At 46.6% G+C, this 17,267-nt stretch carries 12 protein-coding genes and 1 pseudogene; 10 read left to right on the forward strand and 3 right to left on the reverse strand.

Annotated elements, in window-relative coordinates; all coding sequences use genetic code 11:
- Positions 1-79: 79 nt before the first annotated feature.
- From cysC to IQ263_RS14090, 8 genes are all read left to right on the forward strand, one after another.
- Complete coding sequence (gene cysC, locus IQ263_RS14055) at positions 80-604, forward strand: adenylyl-sulfate kinase (protein ID WP_194067969.1); 525 nt, start codon at positions 80-82, stop codon at positions 602-604.
- Between the two features lie 43 nt (positions 605-647).
- A complete protein-coding gene (locus tag IQ263_RS14060) occupies positions 648-2,372 on the forward strand; it encodes an SLBB domain-containing protein (protein WP_370589099.1) in 1,725 nt (574 codons plus the stop codon).
- 142 nt (positions 2,373-2,514) lie between these two features.
- Positions 2,515-4,842 carry a GumC family protein gene (locus tag IQ263_RS14065; RefSeq protein ID WP_194067971.1) on the forward strand — a complete coding sequence of 776 codons (2,328 nt, stop codon included), beginning with the start codon at positions 2,515-2,517 and terminating at the stop codon, positions 4,840-4,842.
- A gap of 382 nt (positions 4,843-5,224) precedes the next feature.
- The gene (locus IQ263_RS14070) at positions 5,225-6,592 is read left to right on the forward strand and encodes an NAD-dependent succinate-semialdehyde dehydrogenase (protein WP_194067972.1); all 1,368 of its coding nucleotides are present in this window, start codon (positions 5,225-5,227) and stop codon (positions 6,590-6,592) included.
- Between the two features lie 138 nt (positions 6,593-6,730).
- Entirely contained in the window at positions 6,731-8,371 is a 1,641-nt protein-coding gene (locus IQ263_RS14075; RefSeq protein ID WP_194067973.1) for an acetolactate synthase large subunit, read from the forward strand.
- Positions 8,372-8,799: 428 nt separating this feature from the next.
- Positions 8,800-10,749: a long-chain fatty acid--CoA ligase gene (locus IQ263_RS14080; protein ID WP_194067979.1), complete on the forward strand. Its 1,950-nt coding sequence runs from the start codon at positions 8,800-8,802 to the stop codon at positions 10,747-10,749.
- Between the two features lie 393 nt (positions 10,750-11,142).
- Entirely contained in the window at positions 11,143-11,583 is a 441-nt protein-coding gene (locus IQ263_RS14085; RefSeq protein WP_194011841.1) for a YlqD family protein, read from the forward strand.
- Positions 11,584-11,762: 179 nt separating this feature from the next.
- A complete protein-coding gene (locus IQ263_RS14090; RefSeq protein WP_194067974.1) occupies positions 11,763-13,049 on the forward strand; it encodes a dihydrolipoamide acetyltransferase family protein in 1,287 nt (428 codons plus the stop codon).
- 607 nt (positions 13,050-13,656) lie between these two features.
- Here IQ263_RS14090 and mscL read toward each other — a convergent pair.
- A complete protein-coding gene (mscL, locus tag IQ263_RS14095) occupies positions 13,657-14,094 on the reverse strand; it encodes a large conductance mechanosensitive channel protein MscL (RefSeq protein WP_194067975.1) in 438 nt (145 codons plus the stop codon).
- 428 nt (positions 14,095-14,522) lie between these two features.
- Here mscL and IQ263_RS29830 point away from each other — a divergent pair, with 428 nt between their 5' ends.
- Complete coding sequence (locus IQ263_RS29830) at positions 14,523-14,684, forward strand: transposase (RefSeq protein WP_194067976.1); 162 nt, start codon at positions 14,523-14,525, stop codon at positions 14,682-14,684.
- Between the two features lie 201 nt (positions 14,685-14,885).
- Here the strand turns inward: IQ263_RS29830 and IQ263_RS14105 are convergent, their stop codons facing one another.
- Complete coding sequence (locus IQ263_RS14105; RefSeq protein WP_194067980.1) at positions 14,886-16,319, reverse strand: DUF3370 domain-containing protein; 1,434 nt, start codon at positions 16,317-16,319, stop codon at positions 14,886-14,888.
- A gap of 99 nt (positions 16,320-16,418) precedes the next feature.
- On the opposite strand from IQ263_RS14105, the gene surE reads away from it, so the two are divergent.
- On the forward strand, positions 16,419-17,096 hold the full coding sequence (gene surE / locus IQ263_RS14110) for a 5'/3'-nucleotidase SurE (protein WP_194067977.1): 678 nt from the start codon (positions 16,419-16,421) through the stop codon (positions 17,094-17,096).
- 72 nt (positions 17,097-17,168) lie between these two features.
- Here the strand turns inward: surE and IQ263_RS14115 are convergent.
- Positions 17,169-17,267, reverse strand: a pseudogene (locus tag IQ263_RS14115) (IS630 family transposase); the annotation flags it as partial.

Below are 17,267 nucleotides of genomic sequence, written 5' to 3' on the forward strand. Positions count from 1 at the left end.
TCAGAAAATGGGAACCAAAAGATTAAAATAATAAATCGCACAATTGCCCCACTATTCACTACTAACCAAGCAATTAAAAATGGAAAAAGGTTTTATTTTGTGGTTCACCGGCCTGAGCGGTTCCGGTAAGACAACTATCAGCGAAGCTCTCCAACCAGAATTGAAGCGTCGAGGCTGCAAAGTGGAAATCTTGGATGGAGATGTCGTGCGTACCAACTTGTCAAAAGGTTTGGGATTTAGCCAAGAAGACCGGGATACTAATATTCGGCGGATTGGATTTGTCGCTCACCTGCTGAGCCGCAATGGAGTTGCCGCAATGACCGCAGCTATTAGCCCCTACAGAGCAATTCGCGACGAAATTAGAGCGATGGAGCCAAATTTTGTTGAGGTGTATGTCAAAGCGCCCTTAGCAGTGTGCGAAGGTCGCGATGTCAAGGGGCTGTACGCTAAGGCGAGAGCAGGAGAAATTAAGGGTTTTACCGGAATTGACGATCCCTATGAAGAACCGCTCAATCCTGAGATTATTTGCTACACAGAGCAAGAAAGTGTAGAAGAGAGTGTTAAAAAAGTTCTGAACAAGTTAGAACAGTTAGGTTACATTTGATGTTGGCGGGGTAGGAAGAGGATAGGGGCAAAAAGCGATGGTGGTGAAAAGTTCTTCGCGCGGCGTGCAACTTGATAAAAAACCTGACCCTCGGGCTTTCTTGGCTTTGACGGAAATGGTTCGATTGTTCGCTTCTGTTTCGAGGAAAGGAACCCGGAGAGATGTTTCCAGCAAAAGCTGCAAGCTGGGTTATTTGACAAGTAATGCCGTCAAAAATTTGATTGTCCAAAGTTTAACAGTTTCAGTGCTGGGGGCTGTGGGTTCGTCTCCGGCGGCTGCTCAGTTTTTGCCTCCTCCTCCTCCTCTTCCTCCTGTTTCGGGCGAGCCGATATCCGTACCCGTAGCGCCGGGATTTCCGGGACTTCCGGCAAGTGTGCCTGCAAGTGTACGATCGGAAGTTTACACTTTGGGCGCGGGCGATCGCGTTCAAATGGACATTTTCAACGTCCCGGAATACAGCGGCCCCAACGGTCAACACCAAGTACAGGCAGACGGTTCCCTGAGTTTGCCCTTAATTGGCAGCCTGGAAGTGGCCGGAATGACCTTAGAACAAGCTTCTAATGCTGTCAAGGAGCTATACGGCAAATATCTTAAACGTCCTTGGATTACGCTGAAACTGCTGGCGGCGCGTCCTTTGCAAATTGCGATCGCCGGTGAAATCAACCGCCCCGGAGCCTATACAATATCCTCAGCAGCAGGCCCCGGAGGCACCTCAGAACAAATTGGCACTCAAATGCCCACGATATCGCGGGCTCTGCGAATGGCGGGAGGAATTACCCAATCAGCAGACGTGCGGCAAATCAAAATCCGTCGCCCCCAGCGCAACGCACCGGAACAAGTTATTAGTGTGGATTTGTGGGAATTATTGCAAAACGGCGATTTGCGCGCCGATTTGACTTTGCGCGACGGCGACACGATATTTATTCCCACTGTAACTAGCCTCAACCGTCAAGAAGCACCGACTTTAGCAGTAGCTAACATTACCGGACAAAGCACTCAACCAATTAATATTGCTGTGGTGGGCGAAGTAACTCGCCCCGGTACTTATACTCTGGCAAAAGAGGTTCAAAGTAGAGTACAAGACAATGAAATAGGTGCAAATTCTGGTTTGTTTGCTGGCGCCAGCGAAACTCCCGCAGGTGGGGAAACTCTCGTACAGCAAACTGTAACTAAGGCGATTAAAATGGCTGGCGGCATTACGCCGGTAGCCGATATCAGACAAATACAAGTTCGCCGCCTGACTCGCGCGGGTACGGAACAAATTATTAATGTGAATTTATGGCAACTTTTGGAAGGGGGAGATGTATCTCAAGATTTAGCGCTGCAACAGGGAGATACGGTAATTGTTCCCAAAGCCGACAATCTTGATGCAGTCGAAGGCGAACAAGTGGCTAATTCTACTTTTTCACCGGATACGATTAAGGTGAGCATTGTGGGAGAAGTCGTGAAACCCGGATCGTTTGCGATGGTGCCCAACACTTCTTTAAATCAAGCGCTGGTAGCAGCCGGAGGTTTTAATAAATCGCGCGCCGAAATGGATTCTGTAGATTTAATTCGCCTGAATCCTAACGGTACTGTTTCCCGGCTAAGTGTTAAGGTAAATTTTTCCGCAACAGCCAATGAGGAAACTAATCCCAAACTGCAAAATAATGATGTAATTATGGTAAGGCGATCGGGCCGTGCTACCTTCTCGGATAATGTAGGCGGAACTCTCGCTCCTTTGAGCCCGCTGTTGGGAATTTTTCGGTTGTTCAATATTTTTCGGTGATTTGAATAGACTAGCGCTAGGGCTTCAAAAACCAGTTTTCTAGAAACATTTTCAGTTGGGTAACTAGATATCTAGTCAGAAACCGGGTTAATGAAACGACTCCAGCCTTACAGACGTTTAAACTAATAAGTTGTAAAATCAAATGAAACCAGGGAAAAAGTCTCAAATAACACAGTTTAATAACAATAGAAAAATTTGGGAACGGCAAAACATATCAACAGCGGTTTATCAAGACAATCAATTTTTAGATAGGGAAAACACAGAGGAAGAAGAGTTAAGTTTTTGGGAGATTTGTCGCAGGCGTTCCCTCTTAGTCATCGGCGTAGCAGTGGCAGTGACAACAGGAGTTTTTGCCTGGACGTTGACTCAAAAAAGCGAATACGAAGGGCGGTTTCAATTATTAGTAGAAGCCCCTATTACGCAAAAAACTTTAGCAAAAATCTATGCGGGCGAACTGAAAGTGCAACCAGCGAGTCCCGGAAGTGCGGAAAATCCTGGTTTTGACTACGAATCGCAAATTCAAGTTTTGCAAAGCCCGCAAGTGATGTCGCCAATTATTAAACAATTGCAGGCTAAATATCCCGAAATAAATTACAGCTACCTTTTGAACCAAAAAGCAGATAATTTACCGTTTTCGGGACAAACCAGGCTGTCAGTCAATCGGTTCAAAAATACCAAAATTATCGAAGTTAGATATCGAGATTACGATCCGAAAAAAATTAATTTTGTTTTGGAAAAAGTGGCCGTTGGTTTCCGCAACTACAGCGTGCAAGATACCAAATCACAAATTAACCAGAGTCTGGATTTTGTGAAATCGCAACTTCCCAACCAAAAAAAGCGCCAACAACTTCTGCAAACCGAAATTCAAAAGTTGCGGCAGCAGTACAATTTCATCGATCCGCAAATTCAGAGCCAACAATTAGCGCAACAAATTAGTCAAATTCAAGCGCAACGATTGGACGCGCAAACACAGTTCAACCAGCAGAGATTGCTCTATGCTAACCTGCAAAATCAGCTCGGATTGAACCAGAAACAAGCGCTGATGGCTTCGGCTTTGAGTCAAGCTCCCCGCTATCAAGCAATGCTGACTCAATTACAGCAATTGGAAGGGCAAATTGCCATTAATTCGGCTACATATACAGACCAAACTCCACAAATTCAATTGTTGCGAGAACAGCGCAATAATTTGATTCCTTTGTTGCAGAAAGAAGCCCAACAAGTTTTGGGAACTGATTTGGCTAAGGTGAATTCGCAGGTGCTGGCTTTTCAAGATCCGGTGCGGATTAAGTTGATCGAGCAGTTTATCGGTACTGCTAATTTGATTCAGGTGCTGGGGGTGCGAAATGTGGTTTTGGAACAAGCTGCTAAGGAGTTGAATCAATATTCTCAAGGATTTCCGGTGATTTTGCGCCGCTATTCGGATTTGCAGCGGGAGGCGGAGTTGACTAATAATACGCTGAATAGTTTGCTGGCGAAACAGCAAGCTTTGCAGCTAGAAGCTGTGGGTCAAAAAGAGGTGGCTTGGGAGGTGATTGCGAAGCCGGAAATTCCGCGCTATAGAAATGGCGAGTTGATGGCTGTTGCTCCGATTATGCCTTTGAATTTGGCTTTGGGGGGATTGGCTGGTTTGGTGTTCGGTATGCTGATGGCGCAGTTGGCGGAACGGTTTAATAATAAAACGGTGTTCGAGACTCCCGAGGATGTCAAACATTCGATTCACCTGCCTTTGTTGGGGATAATTCCTGCTAGCGATAAAATTTTGAGACTGCCGCCTGCTGAGAAGACTTCGGTGGATGTGGAAATTTCGCCGATGCCGACGGATGCTTTTCAAGAGGCTTTTCGATCGCTCAATGCTAATATTCGGTTGCTAAACGTTGATACTCCGATCAATTCTTGTGTAATTTCGTCTTGTCAAGTAGCTGATGGCAAGTCTACTGTGGCAGTAAATCTGGCACGGGCGGCGGCTGCAATGGGCCAGCAAGTGCTGTTGGTGGATGCGGATTTACGGCGGCCGCAGGTGCACGAAATGCTCGGTTTGCCGAACTGGCAAGGCTTGCACAACGTGATTGCTGAGGATTTGGATGTGGAAGATGCGATCGTGCGATCGCCCAGGGATGAAAACCTATTTGTGTTAACATCCGGGCCAGTACCTCCAGACCCCACCAAGGTGCTTTCTTCGCGAAAAATGCAGCATTTAATGGCAGCTTTGGCAAGTCATTTTGACTTAGTTATTTACGATACTGCGCCGCTTTTGGGTTTGGCAGATGCAAATTTGTTGGCCGGTCAAACTAACGGATTGATGCTGGTAGTTGGGCTGCATCAAACTGAGCGGGAGGCACTGTTGTTAGCTTTTGAGGATTTGAAAATGGCAGGAATTCCGCTGTTGGGAATGGTGGCTAATAACGATAAGGGCAGCAGGTATTACTATCAGTCTTACGTGCAGAATTACATTGAGGAGAAGTCTGTTTAACCCAGATGTTGTACCATTCTCAACAAGCCTTTTATGGACGGGATCTCCTGCCCATCCCACAAGAGATGAATTTTCTTGTGGAACGGGCTCTGCGGCCCGTTCTTGACAATGGTGCAAGATGTCTGTTTGACAGGTGCAGTCGGTTTCAAACAGGTTGACGGCGAACATAAACTTTAATAACAAAATTTCTTAAGATTTGCGATTGCTCCCCTGCCGTATAATTGAAAATTGAGACATTTAAACAAATATCGGGAGTTGCAAGTTAGGAAGACCTAAAAGTATGGCTGGCAAATTTCAATTTTGTAATACATCTATACAACAACTCCCAGTTAGCTTGCAAACTATAAGGGAGTTTTGTGTTTTTTGAAAAGGAGATGAAACAATGACTATTGCTACTATCAATCCAGCAACGGGAGAAACGCTCTCAACTTTTGAGGAGATAACGGATGAGGCAATTGAAGCTAAGCTGGAATTAGCACAGCAAGCTTTTAACAATTACCGCGACTTGCAGTTTGAGCAGCGAGCAAGTTGGCTGCAAAAAGCTGCGGATATCTTGGAGCGCGATCGCGAAATTTACGCCGAAATGATGACGCTGGAAATGGGCAAAACGTTCAAATCGGCGATCGGCGAAATAGAAAAATGCGCCTTAGTTTGCCGCTACTACGCCAAAAATGCAGCTCAATTTATGGCAGACGTACCGGCAACCACCGACGCTAGCAGTAGCTTTGTCCGCTACCAACCGCTGGGCGTTATTTTAGCCGTCATGCCCTGGAATTTCCCATTTTGGCAAGTTTTTCGGTTTGCCGCACCGGCGCTGATGGCGGGCAATGTCGGCTTGCTCAAACACGCTTCCAACGTGCCGCAGTGCGCCTTGAAAATCGAAGAAATTTTCGCGGAAGCTGGCTTTCCCGAAGGAGTTTTTCAAACTTTGTTAGTGGGAGCCGACAAAGTAGCTAAGATAGTTGCGGACGATCGCATCAAAGCAGCAACTCTCACCGGTAGCGAACCCGCTGGGGAAAGTTTGGCAGCAAATGCCGGCAAAAATCTCAAAAAAGTAGTGTTGGAATTGGGAGGAAGCGACCCATTTATTGTAATGTCCAGCGCCGATTTAGAATTAGCTTTATCAACAGCAGTCACATCGCGGATGCTGAATAACGGCCAATCTTGCATCGCCGCCAAACGCTTTATTTTAGCAGAAGAAATCGCCGACGAATTCATCAAAGGATTTATCGAAAAATTCGAGCAATTAAAAGTAGGCGATCCGATGTTGCCCGAAACCGATATCGGCCCTTTAGCTACCCCAGCAATCCTCAAAGAATTGGACAGTCAAGTGCAAACCTGTATCAAATCGGGGGCCAAACTTCTCACTGGCGGCCGCCCGCTGTCAGAGAAGGCGGGCAATTTTTACTTACCAACTATCCTGTCAGATATTCCTGCGGATGCTGCGGCGCGTCAAGAAGAGTTTTTCGGCCCGGTAGCCTTAGTATTCCGGGTTGCAGGCATCGATGAGGCGATCGCCCTAGCTAACAGCACATCCTTTGGCTTGGGTGCCGCAGCTTGGACTACAGTAAGAACAGAGAGCGATCGGTTTATTTCGGAACTAGAAGCCGGCGCAGTATTCATTAACGGCTTAGTCAAATCCGACCCCAGACTGCCCTTTGGCGGCATCAAACGCTCCGGTTACGGACGCGAATTGAGCATCCAAGGAATTCACGAATTTGTCAACATCAAAACAGTGTGGGTAAAATAAACAAAATTTGACAAATTTTTCGTCAAAACATCAATTAATCTGCGTCAATCCGCATTCATTAGCGGTTAAAATTAATCTAGTATTTTGACGAAAGATTTGTCAAAAATACCGCCTCCATTTAAATAGGAAAAAGCCGAAATGAACACAGCTCAACTACTTGTCAAATGTTTAGAGAACGAAGGCGTAGAATACGTATTCGGACTTCCCGGAGAAGAAAATTTAGAAGTTTTAGAAGCCCTAAGAACCTCTTCAATTAAATTTATTACTACTCGCCACGAACAAGGCGCAGCCTTCATGGCCGACGTTTACGGCCGCCTCACAGGCAAAGCCGGCGTTTGCTTGTCCACCTTGGGCCCCGGCGCAACTAACTTAATGACAGGAGTTGCTGATGCCAACTTAGACGGCGCTCCTCTAATAGCAATTACCGGACAAGTCGGTACAGACAGAATGCACATAGAATCGCACCAATACTTAGATTTGGTGGCTATGTTTGCGCCTGTTACTAAGTGGAACGCTCAGATTGTCCGTCCCAGCACTACCTCAGAAATCGTCCGCAAAGCTTTTAAAGTTGCTCAAAGCGAAAAGCCCGGAGCCGTTCATATTGACTTGCCAGAAAACATCGCCGCAATGCCTGTGGAAGGAAAGCCGCTCACCAAAGACAACCGCGAAAAAACTTTTGGCGCTTACAAAAGCCTGAATAAAGCAGCCATAGCAATTTCTAAGGCAAAAAGTCCTTTGCTGTTAGTAGGAAACGGCGCAGTCCGCGCTAACGCCAGCGATACTTTGACAGAATTTGCTACTCGATTAAATATTCCAGTAGCTAATACTTTTATGGGCAAAGGCGTAATTCCTTACACTCATCCTTTGGCACTTTGGACGACGGGATTGCAAAAGCGAGATTACATTAGCTGTGCTTTTGAAGAAACGGATTTAGTGATTGCTGTTGGCTACGATTTAATTGAATATTCCCCGAAAAAGTGGAATCCTGACGGGAAAATTCCGATTATTCACATTGGAGCTTTGCCTGCAGAAGTTGATAGCAGTTATATTCCTATTGTAGAAGTTGTGGGGGATATTTCTGATTCCCTCAATGAAATTTTGCAGCGCGCGGATCGCATGGAAAAAGTAGACCCTTTTGCGAAGCAATTGCGGGCGGATATTCGCGCTGGGTACGAACAATATGCAGCAGACGACGGTTTCCCGATCAAGCCGCAAAAAATCATTTACGATTTGCGGCAAGTCATGGGCCCGGAAGATATTGTCATATCTGATGTGGGAGCTCACAAAATGTGGATCGCGCGGCACTATCATTGCGATCGCCCTAATACCTGTTTAATTTCCAACGGATTTGCGGCAATGGGAATTGCGATTCCCGGCGCGGTGGCTGCAAAACTCGTTTATCCCGATCGCAAAGTAGTAGCAGCCACCGGCGACGGCGGTTTTATGATGAACTGTCAAGAGTTAGAAACTGCGTTGCGCGTCGGTACTAATTTTGTGACTCTCATCTTTAATGACGGCGGCTACGGGTTAATTGAATGGAAGCAAGAAGATCAGTTTGGCCATTCAGATTTCATCAAATTTGGCAATCCCGACTTTGTAAAATTTGCCGAAAGTATGGGTTTAAAAGGTTATCGCGTGGAAGCTGCTAGCGATTTGATTCCTATCCTGAAGGAAGCGCTTGCTCAAGATGTTCCCTGCGTGATTGACTGTCCGGTAGACTACCGAGAAAATGCCCGTTTCAGTCAATTATCTGGGGATATGAGTTGCAATATAACATAAATTAGATCGGGCGGGTTCGCGATTATTCATACTTTAGATAGGTGAGTATTCGTCAACCCCTCTCAAAAAGCTGAGATACAGGTTCAATAGGGTTTACTGAAGTGATAAGTTGTAGGGTGCGTCGCTGGTTTAATCCGGCGTTGTGGGGCCAGAGTTGTGATTGGCGATGCACCCTAGGTTGACTTTCTCAAAAAGGTGAGGTTTAGGTTTTAGATTTTAGATTGGGGATTGAGAGATTGGGGGGATCTATCAATCCCTCATATTTGTGAGAAGTGCTATAGCGATGTTTATTTACGAAATACCGCTACCAAACCGTCAACTTATATTTTTTCGGCAGAAAGGTATTATGCAGAAAGGTATTATGCACAAAAGTAGAGATGCTAAATTTACCAAATACTTCGATCGCCCAAAACTCACAAAAAATAACTATGAACGACCCAGCGTCTTACACATTGTCTCAAATGACCGATCGCGATCGCGCGAACCTCAGCCGCCTGATCGATTACAGTTCCATTAAATCCGTACCCGAAATTTGGGCGATCGTCAAACAGCGATTTCCCCAAACCGTCGCCCTCCACGACCCCCACAGCCAGCCCGAAATCAAACTCACCTACACCGACCTCTACCACCAAATCCAGCAATTCGCCAGCGGCTTGCAAGCCCTCGGCATCCAATCCAATCCCGAAGAAGCAATCCCTCCCCGCGTCGCCCTCTTCGCCGACAACAGCCCCCGCTGGCTGATAGCCGACCAAGGCATCATGACCGCCGGGGCCGCCAACGTCGTTCGAGGCGCGACCGCCGACCCCGAAGAACTCCTCCACATCATCCAAGACAGCGGCAGTACCGCCTTAGTAGTCGAAAACCAGGCATTACTCAAAAAACTCCAACACCGCCTCCCCGACTTACCCATTCAACTCGTCGTCCTCCTCTCCGACGAAGAATCGGAAACCAACCAAACCCTCAACACAGTCAAATTTTCCGAAGTCATGGCCACAGGGGCAAGTAGCACCCTCAAACCCACCAACCACAACCCGCAAACCCTCGCCACTCTCCTCTACACCAGCGGTACCACCGGCAAACCCAAAGGCGTTATGCTGACCCACGGCAATTTGCTGCACCAAATCACCACCTTCGGGACAATTCTCCAGCCCGAAGCCGGCGATGGCGTTCTCAGCATCCTCCCCAGTTGGCACGCCTACGAACGCACGGTTGAATATTTCATGTTTTCCCAAGGATGCACCCAAATTTACACCAGCATTCGCTATTTCAAACAAGACTTTAAAACTTACAAACCCCAGTACATGGTCAGCGTTCCGCGCATCTGGGAATCGATTTACGAGGCAGTACAAAAGCAATTTCGGGAACAGCCTCCCAACAAACAAAAATTGGTGAATTTCCTGTTATCTGCCAGCCAAAAATACATAGAATCCCGCCGGATTGTCGAAGGATTAACTCTCAATTTACAACCTGCCTCAGTTGCTGAAAACTTGATCGCCCGGATCAAAATTATTCTGTTGTCGCCCGTTTACGCCCTTGCCGAAAAACTCGTTTACCAAAAAGTCCGGGAAGCTACGGGAGGACGTTTTAAGTGGGCAATCAGCGGTGGCGGTTCTTTGGCCGCGCATTTAGACAATTTCTTTGAAATTGCGAATATCGGTTTGTTGGTGGGATACGGTTTAACCGAAACATCCCCGGTTTTGACAGTCCGCCGCCCTTGGCACAATCTTAAAGGTTCTGCCGGACAGCCTATTCCAGGTACGGAAATTAAAATAGTAGACTCGGAGACTCGGCAGCAACTGCTTCCGGGCCAGCGCGGCTTGGTATTGGCAAAAGGGCCGCAAATCATGGCGGGCTATTATCTCAATCCCCAAGCTACCTCAAAGGTGATGGACTCGATGGGCTGGTTTGACACCGGCGATTTAGGCTGGCTGACACCGGGAAACGACTTAGTTTTGACCGGGCGGGCCAAAGATACGATCGTCCTCAGCAACGGCGAAAATATCGAACCGCAGCCGATCGAAGATGCCTGCATCCGCAGCCCCTACATCGACCAAATTATCGTAGTAGGTCAAGACCAGAAATCGATCGGCGCCTTAATTGTCCCCAATTCAGAAGCCGTACTGAAATGGGGCGAAACTCAGAGTCCGCCCATACAGGAAATTGACTGGAATAGCAAGATAATTCAAGACTTATTCCGCCAAGAGTTGAACCGGGAGGTGAAAAATCGCCCTGGATACCGCGCGGACGATCGCATCGGCCCGTTCCGGTTGATTCAGGAGCCATTTTCAATGGAAAATGGAATGTTGACCCAGACCCTGAAAATTAAGCGCCCGGTTGTGACTGAACACTACCGCGATATGATTGACGGGATGTTTTGAAAATATTCGCAGGACTTGGGGAATGGAAAAGCAAAAATGATCCCAACACCCGAGTCCCAATTGGTGTCAACAATCGCCTGAAAACCTTTGTATCTCTGGTTGATAGCAGAGGCCAGATCCCCCTCGCATCCCCCTTAAGAAGAGGGGTTGACTTTGAGAAGATTCTTATCCCCCCCGACCTAGGGGCGTGCGGGCCCTGGGCTAGGCGGGATCTGGCCTAAATCGCCAGACAGAAGACCGATCGTAGGTTTGAGGTTAAGTTGACACCAACGCCCTAGTCTCGAATCCGAGTCCTCAGTCCTTAGGAAATGTTTGCGAACTAATGACTAATGACGGATGACTTAGGACCAATGACTAATGACTAATTCCCCTTGATAATTGACAAGCAACAACATGGAACCACAATTACTCTTGAAGCGATCGATTAGCGTGAAAGTCATCGTTACTCCCCGCTGGAAAGAAGAAGCTCAACAACAGCTCCAAGGCCAAATCAACCAAATAGATTCTCAGCTACAACAGCTAGAAATGCAAGGGAGCCGGATGATTTCTGAAATCCAAAAGCAAAACCTGCAACCCCCAGGCCCGCAAGTAACGCAGCAAATAGAAAACATTCAAGTGCAAGTGAATCAAAGAAAGAGCGAACTGCTAGAACAAAAAAACCAAAACCTGCAACAACTCCAACAAGTACAGGTTTTAGACCTCGAACAAGAAGTTAGTCAAGGTCAAATTGACGGCACGTTCACCGTCGGGATGGGAGAAAACTTGATTCAAAAAATGCAAGTAGAAATTCTACTCCGCGACGGCATAGTCGAAGAAATTCGAGGTGATATTTAGAAGTTAGAAATTGGTAATTGGTAATTGGTAATTGGTAATTGGTATGTAATTTTGAGTTGATAGTCGCACATCTTCGGACTAGAGGCTGGCATCATAATAATTATTGCCGATTGCCGATCGCCAATTATCAATCGCCAAATACCGATCGCCAATTACCAAATCAAAAGGACTTTTTACAGATGATTCGCGAAGTTTTCATGCCAGCCCTGAGTTCTACCATGACAGAGGGCAAAATTGTTTCCTGGGTCAAATCCGCCGGAGACAAAGTAGAAAAGGGCGAAACCGTAGTCGTAGTTGAATCCGACAAAGCCGACATGGATGTCGAATCTTTCTACGAAGGCTATCTAGCAATAATTATTGTACAAGCTGGCGAAGTTGCGACGGTGGGAGCCGCGATCGCCCTAGTAGCAGAAACAGAAGCCGAAATTGCAGAAGCTCAGAAACAAGGAGCAGGTGCAACCGCAGCCTCCGCCCCAGCCCCAGCAGCCTCCGCCCCAGTCGCAGCTACCGCATCAGCAGGTTTGCAGCAAAACGTCAGCCGCCAAAACGGCCGCAGCGTCGTTTCTCCCCGCGCTCGCAAATTAGCCAAAGAATTTAAAGTAGATTTGAATTCGATCAAAGGCAGCGGCCCCAACGGTCGCATTGTTGCAGAAGACGTGGAAGCAGCAGCCGGTAAAGCCCAACCAGCCCCGGTTCAGCAACAGGTAACAGTCCCCGCAACTCCCGCACCCGCAGCAGCCGCACCCGCAGCAGCCAAACCTGCACCCGCACCAGCCCCAGCAGTGGCGCTTTCCGGTAACAGAGTACCGATGAACGCGCTGCAAAATGCGGTGGTACGCAACATGGAAGCAAGTTTGAGCGTGCCCTGTTTCCGCGTGGGTTACACAATTACTACTGATAATCTGGACAAACTCTACAAACAAATTAAGTCGAAGGGCGTCACGATGACGGCTATGCTGGCGAAGGCTGTAGCAGTAACTTTACAAAAACATCCTCTGCTGAATGCTTGTTATGTAGAGTCGGGAATTCAACACCGCGCTGATATTAATGTGGCGGTAGCGGTGGCGATGGAGGGCGGCGGTTTGATTACGCCGGTGTTGCAAAATGCCGATCGCCTCGACATATATTCTCTCTCCCGCACTTGGAAGGATTTAGTCGATCGCGCCCGCGCCAAACAGCTAAAACCCGATGAATACAGCACGGGAACTTTTACTCTTTCCAATTTGGGAATGTTTGGAGTAGATAAGTTTGACGCGATTTTGCCGCCGAATCAAGGCTCGATTTTGGCGATCGGTTCTTCGCGGCCGCAAGTAGTAGCAAACGAGGAAGGTTTGATGGGAGTGAAGCGACAAATGCAGGTGAATATTACTTGCGATCACCGAGTAATTTACGGTGCTGACGCTGCATCTTTCTTGAAAGATTTAGCCAAATTGATTGAGACAAATCCTCAATCTTTGACACTTTAATTAGGACTAAAGTCCTGACTACAAACCTTACTCTGAGGTTCGTAGTCAGGACTTCAGTCGGGAACATCTCAGTATTGCAAAAAGGATTTTTATGATTATAGAACCCATTTAACATCTTTTGTAAAATCCTTACAGGGCAACTATTCTAGCCTAAATTTAGGATTCTACTGATTCGCCCCAAACCTAGTTGTGGTAATAAGTCTGGAATAGATGTCAAATGGGTTCTATAGGCCTGAACTATGCCTACAGCCATACCCTCGATAATAAAGAAAGCATCTCCAAATTGAACGTTAATAACGTGTAATTTCTCAGCGTTAAAAAAGCACGCAATTCGGAAATACGTAAAAGGAAAATTATGAAAAATACTGTTTATCACCACCAAACTTTGGATTCAGGATGCCGGTTACGAAATCGCAAAGAAGGCTTTTGAAATATCTTTAGTCTTAGTGTGCAAAAAAGGAGATAACAGCCTAAACTTTTGCCTGCATCCCCTAAAAATCAAGTATTAAGTAGTTGTACAAAATTAACTACACAAAATATCCCCTGAAAGCCTTACAGCCTAAATAATCTTTATCTAATTAATTTCGTTTGGTTACTTACGTAGGCTCTAAATACCACGCGATTCCAATGCTTTTGCTAAGCGTTCTAAAACTTCTGTCATCTTTTCCTGGTTGAGAGTAGCAGCATCAACAAGTGCAACTTCTGCTTCTGCTTCTGCTGCTTGCCGACGAATTAATCTTTTTTTTGCAGATTCTACGCTTCGGAGTAATAGAAAAATAACAAAGGCGATAATCACAAAACTAATTACAGATGCCAGGAAAACACCCCATTTTATACCTCCTGGTGCCCAACTTTCCAGGTCTTTAGCTCCCGCAGCCGTTAAAGCAGGATTAAGAAGAATGGGAGTAATAATATCTTTGACTAAAGAATCAATGATTTTTCCAAAGGCTCCACCAATGATGACGGCAACTGCCAGTTCAAGGACATTTCCCTGAACTAAAAACTTCCAGAAATCGCTCCAAAATCCGCTACTACTTCTTGCCATGATGGATGTTCCCCTATAGATATGCCAGTAAAATTTATTTTCTCATGATTCAGGAAAAACTTTATTATATTTTAAACCAAACAAACTGGTCAAAGGCGATCGGGTTCAATCGAAGAACGGAGTGGCGCGACTTTTTGGTGCAACGGATGTTGTCCTTACTTTTCACGCTATCTCTGAAAGCCCTGTCAGGCAAGGGTTTCATCTGAAGACGTTTGTCAATGATTTCTACTTAGGGCTTGCTGAAAAAGTGTACGCAGTGGAAAAACGAGGCTACACAGCTTGAAAAATAGTAGGTTTATTGGTGAATTCCCAAATTTAGCCAGAGACGAACAACCAAGGTGCAAACGTTTTGAGCCTCTATAAAACCCGTTTGACATCTTTTATGCTGTTATACGTGACCGCAAAAGCATTATCCAGCAGCAGCAGCCATGCCTTATTGTAGCAGTCTGACGGATTCAGAATGGGAAATAATTGAACCCATACTACATGAGATATTGCCCAGGAAGAAGCTAACTAAACCATGTAACTGGACAAAAAGAGAAATCTTAGACGGAATCTTCTATCAACTAAAAAATGGCTGCAATTGGTAAGACCTACCCAAGGATTGGCCCCCTTACAAGGGCCGTATATTGGCTTTACTTGCAGTGGCGAAAGGGAGTGATAGAAGAGCTGATGAGAGTGCTACATGGGCAAGTGCGTGAGCAGGTAAAAAAAGCCCAATGGACTACATTTTAGTTTTTCTTGATGCGGACTAAAGTCCTCACTACAAACCTTTGACTACTGACTATAAACTAATTACTCGATCGCACTGTCAAGACTTGCGGCGGCGTCGCATCCGGCGGATACAAAAAATCCACCTGAACCAAACGGCGTTCCCCCGGCTTCATATTCACATTCACCAAAGGTTCCCCCTGCTGTCCCCGGCGCTGCACAATGTGAATGTAGCGCGTCAAAGTCTTGCCCGTATCGTCATTAAATATCACCCGCACCGTACCTCGGAAAAATATCCGATTTTCCGGCGGATCGTAAAACATCAATCCACCCGATTTTGTATTTGTTTTAATCGGTGTTTGCATTCTAATACTCACCGATTGAGACTCGCGAGATTTGTTGTAAAGCGGAAAAGCTAAGTTGTATTGAATTCCGTAATTGCCGTGAGCAAAATAAGCAGTATCGGGATAGCGAGCTAACATTTTAGCGCTTTGAATTTGGCCTGTGCCAAAAGTACCCGTATCCGTAGTGCTCAGAGCATAGGAAAATGACTCGCCGCGCTTGGGAACAGTTAAATAATCGGTTCTAGAATTATCAGTAATTTTAGCTTTCCACTCCGAACCTTCAGCTACTCCCGCCACGCGGCCGTAAATTTTTTGCAGCGGATTTTCGTCTTGCGGAGTTGGTGCCAAATCTCTCGGCCCCGCTAAACCTTTGGTATTTAAAATATTTTCCCACTGTTCTAATGTCGGAGATTGTTCGACTCCATTTTTAGTTGGAGGAGCAAACATTGCTAAACTAGCAACATAAACCGAATTGCTGCTCGACATTCGCATCAAAGTCGATCGCCCGTTGGAAGCAGGCCTAATATTCCCCACAGGTATCGGCAAATTCATCAGCATTCGGCTCTGCATGGCCGGTATCTCGATGGCAGCGGGCAAAATGGCTTGTCTGTACCCCCGCAGCACATCGCTGGTAATCCGGCTTCCAGGCCCCGCAAACACTGTGCCGAATCGATTTTCTAAATACGACGGCAAATCGACAAACAACGCATCCGGCTGAGTTAAATAGGTCGCTCCTTGCAAGACTTTTAAAGTAACAGCTTCCGAGTTGGGATTGTAGACAATTATTCCTTGAAATAAGGTGCGAGTTTCGTTGCGATTTTTAGCTTTGGCGATGTGGTGGGCGAAGATATCAAATCGACCTTTGAAGGGAAAGTTTAAGTGTGCAGAAGGTACTTGTTTGCTTTCTGGTGGAAATGTGGAGAGCAAAATGCCTTCGGTTTGCACGACTTCCGGGCTGTTGCTGTTGAAAACGGGAATGTTGTCGAGTTTTCCCGGCAAAACGCGCACTTGCTGGGGCACTGTCACAGTATTCAGCGGGCTGCTGCTTGGCGGCGGCGGCTGCACATCTCGTTCGTTTTCCGGTAGGGGGACTTCTGGCTGGATAATCAGTTGCTGTTGGGTGGGAGGTGCGGCAATTGCTTGAGCTAAGGGTAGAATTGGTAAAAACATAGCTGCGATCGCGTTTAACTGAACTTGTGCTGATAATTCGATCGGGCGATCGACACAAAACTTTACCACAAGTTGGTTGAGAGCTGCGACAATTTTTTAATGACAATAATTTTAACCAACGACGACGGCATCGACGCTCCGGGGATTCAGGCACTTTTGCAGGCTGTAGAAGGCAAAACAATTATGGTGGCTCCCCAAGGGCAGTTATCGGGCTGCGGGCATCAGGTGACGGCTCACAGTCCGATTCATGTCGATCGGCGATCGGAATTTGAGTATGCTGTGGGGGGAACACCCGCAGACTGCGTGCGAATCGCTCTTCATCACCTTTGTGCGAAGCCGGATTTGGTGCTTTCGGGGATTAACGCCGGTGGCAATTTGGGCGTTGACGTGTACATTTCGGGTACGGTGGCTGCGGTGCGGGAAGCTGCAATGCACGGTATTCCTGGTATCGCAATTTCCCACCGGATTAAAAGGCCGCTCGAAATTGACTGGGATGTCGCGACTCGCTGGACATCCCGAGTATTGGCGGATTTGCTGCAACGGGAACCAAAGTCGGGGTGTTTCTGGAATGTGAATTTTCCGCATTTAGCGCCGGGAAGTGCGGAACCGGAAATTGTGTTTTGCAAGCCTTCGACTGAGCCGCTGCCGGTTGAGTACAAAATGGAGGGAGAATACTTTTATTATGTTGGAGAATATGGGAATCGCCATCGGGCGGCGGGAACTGATGTTGACGTGTGTTTTGGCGGTAATATTTCTGTGACTGAGATATCTCTATGAGCGGATTTTGAGCTGTTTGGGCGATCGAGATATTTTTTTATTAGTATAGTCATTTCAAATAAAAAAGAGACACTATTGAGCGCAGTAGGCACAGATAAGTTCATCTAAAGATGTGCCAGCAGGAGCATACATTCTGGCTCGCTTTAAGGCACTAAAATCGTGTTCAATATC

The organism is Tychonema sp. LEGE 06208 (genome assembly GCF_015207505.1).
Lineage (GTDB): Bacteria > Cyanobacteriota > Cyanobacteriia > Cyanobacteriales > Microcoleaceae > Microcoleus.